This is a genomic window from Nocardioides oceani (assembly GCF_030412965.1).
Taxonomy (GTDB): Bacteria; Actinomycetota; Actinomycetes; order Propionibacteriales; family Nocardioidaceae; genus Nocardioides; species Nocardioides oceani.
Window position 1 is genome coordinate 279,850 of the sequence record NZ_JAUHJQ010000005.1, and the last position, 11,555, is coordinate 291,404.

Annotated in this window: 15 protein-coding genes; 11 read left to right on the forward strand and 4 right to left on the reverse strand. The window is 74.3% G+C overall.

What is annotated here, in order from left to right; translation table 11 throughout:
• Window positions 1–9 precede the first annotated feature (9 nt).
• The 8 genes from QWY28_RS14455 (at window position 10) to QWY28_RS14490 (ending at window position 6,138) form a co-directional block, all read left to right on the forward strand.
• Complete coding sequence (locus QWY28_RS14455; RefSeq protein ID WP_300953262.1) at window positions 10–696, forward strand: glycosyltransferase family 2 protein; 687 nt, start codon at window positions 10–12, stop codon at window positions 694–696.
• Entirely contained in the window at window positions 693–1,337 is a 645-nt protein-coding gene (locus QWY28_RS14460) for a TIGR04282 family arsenosugar biosynthesis glycosyltransferase (protein ID WP_300953263.1), read from the forward strand. Before QWY28_RS14455 ends, QWY28_RS14460 begins: the two co-directional genes overlap by 4 nt.
• Window positions 1,334–1,981 (forward strand): methyltransferase domain-containing protein, encoded by a 648-nt coding sequence (locus QWY28_RS14465; protein ID WP_300953264.1) that lies wholly within the window; start codon window positions 1,334–1,336, stop codon window positions 1,979–1,981. Before QWY28_RS14460 ends, QWY28_RS14465 begins: the two co-directional genes overlap by 4 nt.
• Window positions 1,978–3,108 carry a molybdopterin-dependent oxidoreductase gene (locus tag QWY28_RS14470; RefSeq protein WP_300953265.1) on the forward strand — a complete coding sequence of 377 codons (1,131 nt, stop codon included), beginning with the start codon at window positions 1,978–1,980 and terminating at the stop codon, window positions 3,106–3,108. Before QWY28_RS14465 ends, QWY28_RS14470 begins: the two co-directional genes overlap by 4 nt.
• On the forward strand, window positions 3,105–3,584 hold the full coding sequence (locus QWY28_RS14475) for a hypothetical protein (RefSeq protein ID WP_300953266.1): 480 nt from the start codon (window positions 3,105–3,107) through the stop codon (window positions 3,582–3,584). The genes QWY28_RS14470 and QWY28_RS14475 overlap by 4 nt, the downstream gene beginning before the upstream one ends.
• Window positions 3,585–3,713: 129 nt before the next feature.
• Window positions 3,714–4,766 carry a recombinase RecA gene (recA, locus tag QWY28_RS14480; RefSeq protein ID WP_166189035.1) on the forward strand — a complete coding sequence of 351 codons (1,053 nt, stop codon included), beginning with the start codon at window positions 3,714–3,716 and terminating at the stop codon, window positions 4,764–4,766.
• 21 nt (window positions 4,767–4,787) lie between these two features.
• Window positions 4,788–5,603: a regulatory protein RecX gene (locus QWY28_RS14485; protein ID WP_300953267.1), complete on the forward strand. Its 816-nt coding sequence runs from the start codon at window positions 4,788–4,790 to the stop codon at window positions 5,601–5,603.
• 34 nt (window positions 5,604–5,637) lie between these two features.
• Window positions 5,638–6,138: a phosphoribosyltransferase gene (locus tag QWY28_RS14490; protein ID WP_300953268.1), complete on the forward strand. Its 501-nt coding sequence runs from the start codon at window positions 5,638–5,640 to the stop codon at window positions 6,136–6,138.
• A 102-nt stretch (window positions 6,139–6,240) separates the two neighbouring features.
• Here the strand turns inward: QWY28_RS14490 and QWY28_RS14495 are convergent, their stop codons facing one another.
• Complete coding sequence (locus QWY28_RS14495; RefSeq protein WP_300953269.1) at window positions 6,241–6,942, reverse strand: hypothetical protein; 702 nt, start codon at window positions 6,940–6,942, stop codon at window positions 6,241–6,243.
• A 138-nt stretch (window positions 6,943–7,080) separates the two neighbouring features.
• Between QWY28_RS14495 and QWY28_RS14500 the strand changes: the two genes are divergently transcribed.
• The 3 genes from QWY28_RS14500 to QWY28_RS14510 all read left to right on the forward strand — a co-directional run bounded on the left by QWY28_RS14500 (window position 7,081) and on the right by QWY28_RS14510 (window position 8,878).
• Complete coding sequence (locus QWY28_RS14500) at window positions 7,081–7,869, forward strand: HipA family kinase (protein WP_300953270.1); 789 nt, start codon at window positions 7,081–7,083, stop codon at window positions 7,867–7,869.
• Window positions 7,866–8,246 (forward strand): DUF3037 domain-containing protein, encoded by a 381-nt coding sequence (locus tag QWY28_RS14505; protein WP_300953271.1) that lies wholly within the window; start codon window positions 7,866–7,868, stop codon window positions 8,244–8,246. The genes QWY28_RS14500 and QWY28_RS14505 overlap by 4 nt, the downstream gene beginning before the upstream one ends.
• 101 nt (window positions 8,247–8,347) lie before the next feature.
• Entirely contained in the window at window positions 8,348–8,878 is a 531-nt protein-coding gene (locus tag QWY28_RS14510; protein ID WP_300953272.1) for a hypothetical protein, read from the forward strand.
• An 18-nt stretch (window positions 8,879–8,896) separates the two neighbouring features.
• Here the strand turns inward: QWY28_RS14510 and QWY28_RS14515 are convergent, their stop codons facing one another.
• The 3 genes from QWY28_RS14515 to QWY28_RS14525 form a co-directional block, all read right to left on the reverse strand.
• A complete protein-coding gene (locus QWY28_RS14515; RefSeq protein WP_300953273.1) occupies window positions 8,897–10,057 on the reverse strand; it encodes a PLP-dependent cysteine synthase family protein in 1,161 nt (386 codons plus the stop codon).
• A 35-nt stretch (window positions 10,058–10,092) separates the two neighbouring features.
• Complete coding sequence (locus QWY28_RS14520; protein ID WP_300953274.1) at window positions 10,093–10,836, reverse strand: sirohydrochlorin chelatase; 744 nt, start codon at window positions 10,834–10,836, stop codon at window positions 10,093–10,095.
• An 85-nt stretch (window positions 10,837–10,921) separates the two neighbouring features.
• A partial coding sequence (locus tag QWY28_RS14525) for a phosphoadenylyl-sulfate reductase (protein WP_300953275.1) occupies window positions 10,922–11,555 on the reverse strand: 634 nt, incomplete at its 5' end.

The window sequence follows — 11,555 nt, forward strand, 5'->3', positions numbered from 1 at the left end:
AGGGTGACGTTGAGCAGTTCGTCCGGCGACGACCAGAGGGCGGTGTGCGACCTCGTGCTGCCGTGCCGCGACGAGGCTCCGGCGCTCGCCGACCTGCTCCCGCGCATCCCGGCGCAGTTCGCCGTGGTCGTGGTGGACAACGGCTCGACCGACGACACCGCCGAGGTCGCCCGCCGGCTCGGCGCCCGCGTCGTGACCGAGCCGGTGCCCGGGTACGGAGCGGCCGTCCACACCGGCCTCCTCGCAGCGACCCACGACCACGTCGCGTTCATGGACGGCGACGGGTCCTTCGACCCCGCGGACCTGCTGCCGCTGCTGGAGGACGTCCGCTCGGGGCACTACGACATGGCCGTGGGCCGCCGGCGGCCGGTGCGCCGCGGGGTGTGGCCGTGGCACGCCCGTGCCGGGAACGCGCTGATCCTCGCCTGGGTGCGCCGCCGCATCGGCACCGACGTCCACGACATCGCACCCATCCGGGTGTCCGGCCGCACCGAACTACTCGCGTTGGACGTCCAGGACCGCCGTTTCGGCTACCCCGTCGAGCTGCTCCAGAAGGTGGCGCTCGCGGGGTGGCGCGTGTCCGAGCGTGACGTCGTCTACCACCCCCGCGCCGAGGGCACCCGGTCGAAGGTGTCCGGATCGGTGCGCGGCACGGTCCGTGCCGCACGAGACTTCTGGAAGGTGCTCGAGAAGTGACGCGTGTCCTCGTCGTCGCCAAGGCCCCGGTCCCGGGCCTGGTCAAGACCCGGTTGGCCCGGGACGTCGGACCGGAGGTGGCCGCCGAGGTCGCCGCCGCCTCCCTGCTCGACACCCTCGCCGCCTGCGCGGACGCGGTCGGCCCGCAGCGGTGCCACCTGTCGCTGGCCGGTGACCTCGACGACGCGGTGCACGGCGAGCGCATCCAGCGCAGGCTCGTCGACTGGTGGGTGACGCCCCAGGTCGGCGACGGCTTCGACGAGCGGCTCGCCCACGCCCACGGCGAGGGGCCGGGTCCGGTCGTGCAGGTCGGGATGGACACGCCCCAGGTCACCGCCGACCTGCTGCTCGGCGTCACCGAGGCGCTGGGCACGACCGACGGCGTCCTGGGTCCGGCCGAGGACGGCGGCTGGTGGGTGCTCGGCCTCCGCGACCCCGCGGCCGCCCGGGCGCTCGTCGGCGTACCGATGTCCACGCCGACGACGTACGACGACACGCGGGCGGCCCTCGCCGGCGCCGGTGTCACGGTGGGGACCGCGCCGGTGCTGCGCGACGTCGACACCCTGGCCGACGCCGAGGCGGTCGCCGCGGAGGTGCCGGACTCGCACTTCGCCCACACCTGGCGGGCGGTGGTCCGGTGACGCTCCCCGACGAGTCCTTCAGCACCGTCTTCTCCCACGCCCTGCGCGGCGAGCCGTGCGCCGTCGTCGGCCTGGCCGACGAGCCCGAGCCGCTGCCGGTGGCGTCCTGGAGCGGCGAGGCCGACGCCACCGACCTGGCGATCCTCGGGCACTGCGAGGGTCCGACCGTCGACATCGGGTGCGGCCCGGGCCGGATGGCCGCCGCGCTCGCCGGGCTGGGTCACGAGGTGCTCGGCGTCGACGTCGTCCACGAGGCCGTCGGCCAGACCCGCGAGCGCGGGGTGGCCGCCCTGCGTCGCGACGTCCTCGCCGACCGGCTGCCGGGGGAGGGGCGCTGGCGCACGGCGCTGCTCGCCGACGGCAACGTCGGGATCGGCGGTGACCCGCAGGCGCTCCTCGAGCGCGCCGCCGGGCTCCTGGAGCCGGGCGGCCGGGTGGTGGTCGAGCTCGCCGCGCCGGGCGTGGCGCACTCCTCGGGCTGGGCTCGGCTGCAGTGCGACGACACGCTCAGCCGGCCGTTCCGCTGGGCGGTGCTCGGCATGGACGACGTCGAACGGGTGGCAGCGGCCGCCGGCCTGGTGGTGCTGTCGAGCGCCGAGCACGACGGCCGGTGGGTCGCGGTCCTGAGCCCGCCGGGACCGTGAGAGCACCGGCGCCGGCGGACTTCACCTCGCGGCTGCACGGGCCGGCCCTCGCCGCCCGTGTCGGCCCGGCGCTCGGCGTCTGCTTCGCGGTCTGCTTCGTGACCGGCCTGCTCAGCCACTACGCCCAGCAGCCCTCGCAGCCGGTCCCGTTCCCGACCAGCCCGGCCTGGGGTTACCGGTTCACCCAGGGTCTGCACGTGGTGACCGGCACCGTGGCGGTGCCGCTGCTGCTCGTGAAGCTCTGGACGGTCTACCCCCGCCTCTTCCACCGTCCTCCCCGCGGACTGGGCCGGCTCCTGGTCACCGCGCTCGAGCGGCTCTCGGTCCTCGTGCTCGTCGCTTCGGCGGTGTTCATGCTGGCGACGGGGCTGGCCAACTCCGCGCAGTGGTACCCGTGGTCGTTCTCCTTCCGCACCACCCACTACGCCGTGGCGTGGGTCGCGGTGGGGTCGCTCGTGCTGCACGTCGCGGTCAAGCTCGCGGTCGTCCGCGCCGAGCTCGGCCGGCCGCTGGAGCACGAGGAGCGTGCGTCGGTGCTGTCGCGGCGGGGGCTGCTGCGGACGACCTGGCTGGCCGCCGGGGTCGCGGCGCTGGCCACCGCCGGGTCGGCCGTCCCGTGGCTGCGGGACGTCTCGGTGCTGGGTGTCCGCTCGGGCGACGGGCCCCAGGACCTGCCGGTCAACAAGTCGGCCGTCGCCGCCGGCGTCACCGCGACCGCCACCGCCCCCGACTGGGCGCTGACCGTCCGGCACGGCGACCGCTCGGCCCGGCTCACCCGCGAGGACCTGCTCGCCCTCGAGCAGCGCACCGAGGAGCTCCCGATCGCCTGCGTCGAGGGTTGGAGCGCCTCCGGAACCTGGACCGGCGTGCGGGTGCGCGACCTGCTGGACCTGGTCGACGCGCCGCGGGGGAGCGAGGTGGTGGTCCGCTCCCTGCAGGAGTCCGGGCCCTACCGCACGACCGTCCTGCAGGCGGGCTTCGCCGAGGACGACCGCACGCTGGTGGCCCTCGCGCTCGACGGCGAGCCGCTGGCGCTCGACCACGGCTTCCCCGCGCGGCTCATCGCCCCCAACAGGCCCGGCGTGCTGCAGACCAAGTGGCTCGACCGGTTGGAGGTGGCGACGTGACCGCCGGCCGGGCCGGCCGGCCTGGGCTGGTCGGACGGGTCGGGCTGGGCGCGCTGGGCGTCGGCCTGACGGCGTACGGCGCGTGGCTGCTGGTCTCGCGCGAGGCCGACCTCCTCGACGCGGCCGCGTGGCTGGTGGGCGGGGCGGTCCTGCACGACGCCGTGCTCGTGCCGGCGGTGCTGCTCCTCGGCCTGGTCGCCAGCCGGTGGCTGCCCTGGCCCGCCCGGGCGCCGGCGGCGGTCGGCCTGGTGGTGCTGGGCTCGGTGACGCTGCTCGCGGTGCCGGTGCTCGGCCGGTTCGGGGCGCGGGAGGACAACCCGACGCTGCTGGACCGCGACTACACCGCGGGCTGGCTGGTCCTGGCGGGCCTGGTGGCGGTGGCGGTGGTCGTCGGCACGATCGTGCGGACCCGGCGAGACCGGCGTGCCCGGCGAGACCGGCGTGTCGGGGTGGGATCGAACACCTGTTCGGGCTAGATTGCCTCCACAGGCACGACGTGGAGCGAGGTCGTCCACAGCAGTCGGCACGCTGACCAGGCGTTGTCGGTGGCTCGCTCTAGCGTCGGAGACGTGCCTGCAACCCGACGAGAGACGAGGAAGACCCCCATGGCTGGTGGAGACAATCGCGACAAGGCGCTGGACACCGCGCTCGCCAACATCGAGCGGCAGTTCGGCAAGGGCTCGGTGATGCGGCTCGGCGACGAGACGCGTGCCCCGCTCGAGGTGATCCCGACCGGGGCGATCGCCCTGGACGTCGCCCTCGGCCTCGGCGGTCTGCCGCGCGGCCGCGTGGTGGAGATCTACGGCCCGGAGTCCTCCGGAAAGACGACGGTCGCCCTGCACGCGGTGGCCAACGCCCAGCGCGCCGGCGGCATCGTGGCGTTCATCGACGCCGAGCACGCGCTCGACCCGGAGTACGCCAAGAACCTCGGCGTCGACACCGACGCCCTCCTCGTCTCCCAGCCCGACTCCGGTGAGCAGGCGCTCGAGATCGCCGACATGCTGATCCGCTCGGGCGCGCTCGACCTCATCGTCATCGACTCCGTCGCGGCGCTCGTGCCGCGGGCCGAGATCGAGGGCGAGATGGGCGACAGCCACGTGGGTCTGCAGGCGCGCCTGATGAGCCAGGCGCTGCGCAAGATGACCGGTGCGCTCAACAACTCCAAGACCACCGCGATCTTCATCAACCAGCTGCGCGAGAAGATCGGCGTGATGTTCGGCTCGCCGGAGACCACGACCGGTGGTCGGGCGCTGAAGTTCTACTCCTCGGTCCGGCTCGACGTGCGCCGCATCGAGACGCTCAAGGACGGCACCGACATGGTCGGCAACCGGACCCGCGTCAAGGTCGTCAAGAACAAGGTCGCCCCGCCGTTCAAGCAGGCCGAGTTCGACATCATGTACGGCAAGGGCATCAGCCGTGAGGGTGGCCTGATCGACGTGGGCGTCGAGGCGGGCCTGGTCCGCAAGGCCGGCGCTTGGTACACCTACGAGGGCGACCAGCTGGGCCAGGGCAAGGAGAACGCGCGGAACTTCCTGCGCGACAACCCCGACCTCGCCAACGAGCTGGAGAAGAAGATCCTCGAGAAGCTCGGTGTCGGTCCGACCGTCGACGCCGAGGCCGACCTCCCAGCCGCGCCGGTGGGTGTCGAGGACTTCTGAGCGGGACGCTGAGGAGGGCTCGTGCCCGACTTCTCTGACGACCGGCCACCGCCGTCGTGGCTCGGTGACGTCTCCGACGGGGTGGACGCGTGGACCCGACGCGCGTCCGCCCCGGAGCAGGGCCCCCGGTCGGTCGAGGCGCGGTCGGCCGAGGCGCGGTCGGCTGACTCGCAGTCGGTGGAGGGGGTCGCGCAGCGACCGTCTCGACACCGCTCGGAGGGGCGCAGCCAGCCGCGCGGAGCCCGGCGCGGCCGCGGCCGTCGCGAACCGTCGGCCCCGCCGCCCGAGGACGCGGTCGCGGCCGGCCCCCCGGCCGACCCGGAGGCCGTGGCACGCAAGATCCTGCTCGACCAGCTGACCGGCCAGGCCCGCTCGCGCCAGCAGCTGGCCGACAAGCTCGAGGCCAAGGAGGTGCCGGCGGACCTCGCGGCGCGTCTGCTCGACCGGTTCGAGGAGGTCGGGCTGATCGACGACGAGGCGTTCGCCCGGTCGTGGATCGCCAGCCGCGGTGCCGCCGGCAGCACCGGGGGAGGCAAGCTGCTCGCCAAGCGTGCCCTCGCGCAGGAGCTGCGCCGCAAGGGCGTCGCCGACGAGGTCGCCCGCGAGGCCCTGGACGAGATAGACCCGGCCGAGGAGGAGGAGGCGGCGCGGGCGCTGGTGCGCCGCAAGCTCCGCTCGCTGGCCCGCGTCGACGACGCCACCGCGACCCGGCGGCTGGTGGGGATGCTCGCCCGCAAGGGGTACGGCGGCGGGGTGGCCTTCGCGGTCGTCCGCGACGAGCTGGCGCGCGCCGGCCGCGACGAGCCGGACGGGCCGGACGAGGCGGACCTCGACTGACCCGCCCGCCCGTGGGCCGTGCAGAATGCAGGGCGTGGCAGACGAGCGCGAGCGCGAGGTCCTGACCTACGAGCTGTTCGGCACCGCGGTGCGCGAGCTGGCCCACCAGGTCGTCGACGACGGGTACGAGCCGGACCTGGTCCTCTCGATCGCCCGGGGCGGGCTGGGCCTCGGCATGGGCCTGGGCTACGCGCTGGACGTGAAGAACCTCTCCGCGATCAACGTGGAGTTCTACACCGGCGTCGACACCCGGCTCGAGATGCCGGTGATGCTCCCGCCCACGCCGGAGGCGGTCGACCTGTCCGGGCTCAAGGTGCTCATCGCCGACGACGTCGCCGACACCGGCAAGACGCTTCGCGTGGTGCAGGAGTTCTGCGCCGACCACGTCCTGGAGGCCCGGTCGGTCGTCATCTACGAGAAGCCGTGGACGGTCGTGAACCCCGAGTACGTCTGGCGGCGCACCGACCGCTGGATCGACTTCCCGTGGTCCTCCCAGCCGCCGCTGGTCACCCGCGACCGCGGCGTCGCGCACTGACCGGACCTCGCAGGAGCACAGCAGGACGGCGGCCCGGGACGACGAACGGGCCAGGCGGACCGGCTCGGGAGCCGGTCGCCTGACCCGTCGGGTGTGCCCCGCTCAGTAGCGGTACGTCGTGCCCTTGACGGTCGAGGCGACGAAGCCCTTGCTGCCACGGAAGGTGATCTTCCAGTGGAACTTCGTGCCGCTGCGGCCAGGCGCCGGCAGCACCACGCGGAAGCGGCCCTGGGCGTCCGATGCGGCCGTGCGGTACTTCTTCCACGTCTTGCCGACCTTCTTCGCGACGAGGATCTTGACCTTCGCCTTCGGGCTCAGCTTGCCCTCGAAGCCGGTCTTGCGGCCGCTGATGCCGGTGATCTCCAGGTCGCGCTGCGCCTTGGTCGCCGCCTGCGCCGACGACGGGGCGTACGTCGCGTTGCCGGCGTACAGCACGCGGTAGGTCGCGCTGCCGACGATGTCGAGGGTCTCGTAGAGGTAGGCGTCGCCCGGGTTGGAACGGGCGACCGTCGTCCAGGCGTCCTTGCCCTGGAGCTGGCGCTGGACGGTGATGTCGCCGTCGTAGACCTGCTGGCCGTTGGCGTCGGCGACGTTGATCGACAAGGAGATGGAGTCGCGCTTGTAGACGGGGGCGCCCGGGATGGAGGAGTAGTCGTTGACGTGGAACCACGGGCGGTCCTCGGACCCGCTGACGATCTGCGTGGCGGTCGCGGCGGCGGCGGGGGCGGCGGTGGCGACCACGGCGGCGGCGGGAGCGATCAGGCCGGTGGTGAGGAGAGCGGCGAGGAGGCGGCGTACGCGCAAGGGGGTTGTCCTGTTCTGTTCTTCGTCGGTCGTGTGCAGCGTCCCGAGCCGCTCGCCCCTCCTACCTCCGCGCAACGGCCCGCAAACCCCACGCGCCCGCCTCGTCACACCAGCCCCGTGGTGGTCTAGGCTGCGGCGGTGCTGCCCGTGGTTCCGGTGACCCGCTACGTCACGCCGCTGCGTGAGGGCGGGAGCCTGCCGGGGATCGTGGAGGCCGAGGACCTCGGCACCTACGTCATCAAGTTCCGCGGCGCCGGCCAGGGCGTCCGCGTGCTCGTCGCCGAGGTCGTCGTCGCCGAGATCGCCCGGCGGATCGGCCTGCGCACCCCCCGCCTGGTCGTGCTCGACCTCGACTCCGAGATCGCGCGCTACGAGGCCGACGAGGAGGTCCAGGACCTGCTCGTGGCCAGCGTCGGGCTGAACCTCGGCGTCGACTTCCTGCCCGGCTCGTTCGGCTTCGACGGCGAGGTCGGCGGTGCCGGGGCGGACGTCGCGGCGAAGGTGCTGTGGCTCGACGCGTTCTGCGCCAACGTCGACCGCAGCTGGCGCAACCCCAACCTGCTGGTCTGGCACGGCGACCTCTGGGTCATCGACCACGGCGCCTCGCTCTACTTCCACCACGGCTGGCCCGGTGGCGCGCTGGAGAAGGAGGGCGCCGCGGAGCGGTTCGCCGCCCAGCCGTGGCGGATGGACGACCACGTCCTGGCCGCCCACGCCGGTGGGCTCCCGGCCGCCGACGCGGAGGTGCGCGACCTGCTCGGCCCGGGCGACCTGCCCGAGGTGCTTGCGCTCGTCCCCGACGCCTGGCTCGAGGCGGTCCCGGGCGCGCAGTCCCCGGACGAGGTGCGGGCGGCGTACGTCGCCTTCCTCACCGCCCGGCTCGCCACCCGCTCCTGGCTCCCCCTCGCCGGCGGAGGTGCCCGATGAGCCGGCTCGCCTACCAGTACGTCGTGCTCCGCTGCGTCCCGCGCGTGGACCGCGAGGAGTTCCTCAACGTCGGTGTCGTCGTCTACTGCCAGGCCGCCGACTACCTCCAGGTCGGCTGGCAGGTCGACGACACCCGGCTCCGTGCGCTCGACCCGCGGCTCGACGTCGACCAGGTGCGCGACGCGCTCCGCTTCGTGGAGGGCGTCTGCGCGGGGGACGACCGCGGCGGCGCGGCGGCCGGGCACCCGATCGGCCAGCGCTTCGGCTTCCTCAAGGCGCCCAAGAGCACGGTGATCCAGCCCGGCCCGGTGCACGGCGGGGTCACCGCCGATCCCGCCGACCAGCTGCGGCACCTGCTCGGCTGCCTCGTCGGCTGACGCCGAGCGAGCAGGCGCCGAGCGAGCAGGCGCCGAGCGGGCAGGCGCCGGCCGGCCCGTCGGTGCTTCCCCGGGCGGGTCGCGCGTGGGAGGGTGCGAGCGTGCTCAGGACCCTCGCCGCGGCCACCGCGACCACCGCCCTGCTCGCCCTCGCCGCGAGCCCCGCCCACGCCGCGACGCTCAGGCTCGACGATCCCGAGGGGGACGCCGGGGGCGCGAAGCGGCTCGACGTCGTCGGCGTCACGATCCGCAACGACGACGACCGCGTCGTCGTCCGGGTCGCCTTCGCCGAGGAGCGGAACGGTGACCTGATCGTCAGCATCGACCCGCGCGGTGCCCGCGGCCTGCGCCTGGTCGCCGAGAAGCGCGGTGAGCCGGGGGGCGACGGCGCCATCGGCCAGCAGGTGCTGCCCGGCGCGTTCACCGACACCACGACGGGGCCGAGCCCGGTGACCTGCGACAGCTACCGGCTCACCTGGGCCGGGGACGTGGCCCGCATGGTCATGCCCTCGGACTGCCTCCACGACGGCGACTACGGCGCGATCCGCGTGGCGGTGCTGACCGAGAACGGTGCGGACTCCGACTACGCGCCCGGCGAGCAGGGCGCGACCCGCTGGATCGCCCGCGGCTGACCCGCCCGCGGCCGGGCCCTACGCGGTCAGCTCGGCCCACGCGCGCTCGAGCTGCGCGAGGTGCGGCCGGTGGTTGAGGCCGTGGTCGAGCAGCCAGTCGTCGTCGGCGAAGGTGCCGGCGTACCGCTCCGACCGGTCGCACATGAGCGTGACGACGCTGCCGCGGCCGCGCTCGGCGCGCACCTCGAGGGCCAGCTGCAGGGCGCCGCAGAGGTTGGTGCCGGTCGACGGGCCGGCCCGCATGCCGAAGCGGTCGGCGAGGAAGCGCATGCCGGCGGCCGACGCGGCGTCGGGCACCCCGATCATCCGGTCCACGACGCCCGGCACGAACGACGGCTCCACGCGCGGCCGCCCGATGCCCTCGACCCGCGAGCCCGGGGTCTCGACGGTGCCGGCCGGGTCTCCGGCGTACGACGGCAGGAACGCCGACCCCTCCGGGTCGACCACCGCGAGCCGGGTCGGCAGTCCGCGGTAGCGCACGTACCGCCCGATCGTCGCGCTGGTGCCACCGGTGCCGGCGCCGACGACGATCCAGTCGGGGACCGGCTGCTCCTCGAGGGCGAGCTGAGAGAAGACCGACTCGGCGATGTTGTTGTTGCCGCGCCAGTCGGTGGCGCGCTCGGCGTTGGTGAACTGGTCGAGGTAGTGGCCGCCGCAGTCCTCGGCGAGCCGCTGCGCGACGGCGTACACCTCCCCGGCGTCCGCGACCAGCTCGCAGCGGCCGCCCTCGCGCTCGATGAGCGCGATCTTGCCGGGGCTGGTCGACCGGGTCATCACCGCGACGAACGGCAGCCCGAGCAGCCGGGCGAAGTACGCCTCGCTGATCGCCGTGGAGCCGCTCGAGGCGTCGACCAGCGTGGTCCGGGGCCCGATGTCGCCGTTGCACAGGCCGTAGAGCACCAGCGACCGCGCCAGCCGGTGCTTGAGGCTGCCGGTCGGGTGGGTCGACTCGTCCTTGAGGTAGATGCCGACCGGCGCGCCTGCGGGCGCGGGCAACCGCAGCAGGTGCGTGTCGGCACTGCGGTGCGCGTCGGCGTCGAGTCGCCCGACGGCCCAGCTCACCCACTCCCGCACCGAGGTGTCGCACCGGACGACGTCGCGCAGGCCGGACAACCCGGGCGGGGCACTCGGGGCACTCGGGGCACTCGGGGCGGGGGAGGGTGCGGTGCCGGCGTCCATGCCCCCGAGGGTAGGACCCGGTCCGGGTGGTCGGGTCAGACGGGCACGAGCTCCACCGCGCCGACGGCGTACCGCGCGAGTACGGTCCGGGCCACCTCGGGGTGCGCGCCGAGCGGCTCGGAGACGGCGATCGCGCCGGCCTCGAGCGCCAGCTCCGCGACGCGGTCGGGCAGGAAGCCCGGCGCGAGGAAGAGCGAGGCGACCGCGATGTGGCGGCGGCCCTCGGCACGGAAGGCCCGGACCGCCTCGCCGGCGGCCGGCGGGGCGGCCGAGGCGAACGCGGCGGAGACGGGCAGCTTGTGGTGGGCGCCCCAGAGCCGGGCCAGCCGGGCGACCGACTGATTGGCCAGCGCGTCGGACGTGCCGGCCGCAGCGAGGACGAGCGCGTCGAGCTCGCGGACCCGGGCGGCGCGGAGCGCCTCGCGCATCCGCACGTCGAGGACCTCGAGGAAGCGCGGCTCCAGGCCGAGGACGTCGGTGGCACGGACCTGGAGGCCCGGGTGCCGCTCGGTGGCCTCGGCGATCGCGCGGGGCACGTCGACGGTGGCGTGGTGGGCCTCGGTCAGCAGCAACGGCACGACCACGATCTCGTCGTGACCGGCCCGCACCAGCTTGTCGACGACCTTGCCGAACGTCGGCTTGGACAGCTCGAGGAACGCCGGCTCGATGCGGAGGTCCGGGCGCATGGCCCGGACCTCGGAGACGAGGGCGGAGATCGTGGCGGCGGAGCGCGGGTCACGGCTGCCGTGAGCCAGCGCCACCAGGGCAGGAGCGGTCATGACGACGGCCTCCTTCGAGACGGTGCGGTGACGGGGGTTCGACCGACCACGCTGTCGGGTGTCCGGGTGGGGATCGGGGCGCGCATCAGGTGTGGATCCCGCACTCGGTCTTGTTGGTGCCGGCCCAGCGTCCGCTGCGCGGGTCGTCGCCCGGGGCGACGCGGCGGGTGCAGGGGGCGCAGCCGATGGAGGGGTAGCCGTCGTAGACGAGCGGGTTGACGAGCACGCCGTTCTCGGCGATGTAGCGCTCCATCTGCTCGTCGCTCCAGCGCGCGAGCGGGGAGACCTTGACCTTGCCCTTCTTGGCGTCCCAGCCGATGACCGGCGCGATGACCCGGTTGTGGGTCTCGGCGCGGCGCAGGCCGGTGGCCCAGGCGTCGTACCCCGACAGCGCGTCCGCGAGCGGCTGCACCTTGCGCAGCTTGCAGCACAGGTCGGGGTCGGTCTTGTAGAGGTCCTTGCCGTACGCCGCGTCCTGCTCGGCCACGCTCTGCACCGGCGTGATCGTCAGCAGGTTGACGTCCACCGTGGCGGCGACGGCGTCGCGCGTGCCGATCGTCTCCACGAAGTGGTAGCCGGTGTCGAGGAAGACCACGTCGATCCCGGGCACGACCGTCGAGGCGAGGTGCGCCAGGGCGGCGTCGCCCATCGAGGACGTCACGCAGAACCGCTCGCCGAAGGTGGCGGCGGCCCACTCGATGATGACCTCGGCGGGCGCC

Excerpts from the sequence above, each read along its gene's own strand:
- recA (WP_166189035.1), top strand. The coding sequence starts at position 3,714 with ATGGCTGGTGGAGACAATCGCGACAAGGCGCTGGACACCGCGCTCGCC.
- QWY28_RS14505 (WP_300953271.1), top strand. The coding sequence starts at position 7,866 with ATGAGCCGGCTCGCCTACCAGTACGTCGTGCTCCGCTGCGTCCCGCGC.
- QWY28_RS14515 (WP_300953273.1), bottom strand. The coding sequence starts at position 10,057 with ATGGACGCCGGCACCGCACCCTCCCCCGCCCCGAGTGCCCCGAGTGCC.
- QWY28_RS14520 (WP_300953274.1), bottom strand. The coding sequence starts at position 10,836 with ATGACCGCTCCTGCCCTGGTGGCGCTGGCTCACGGCAGCCGTGACCCG.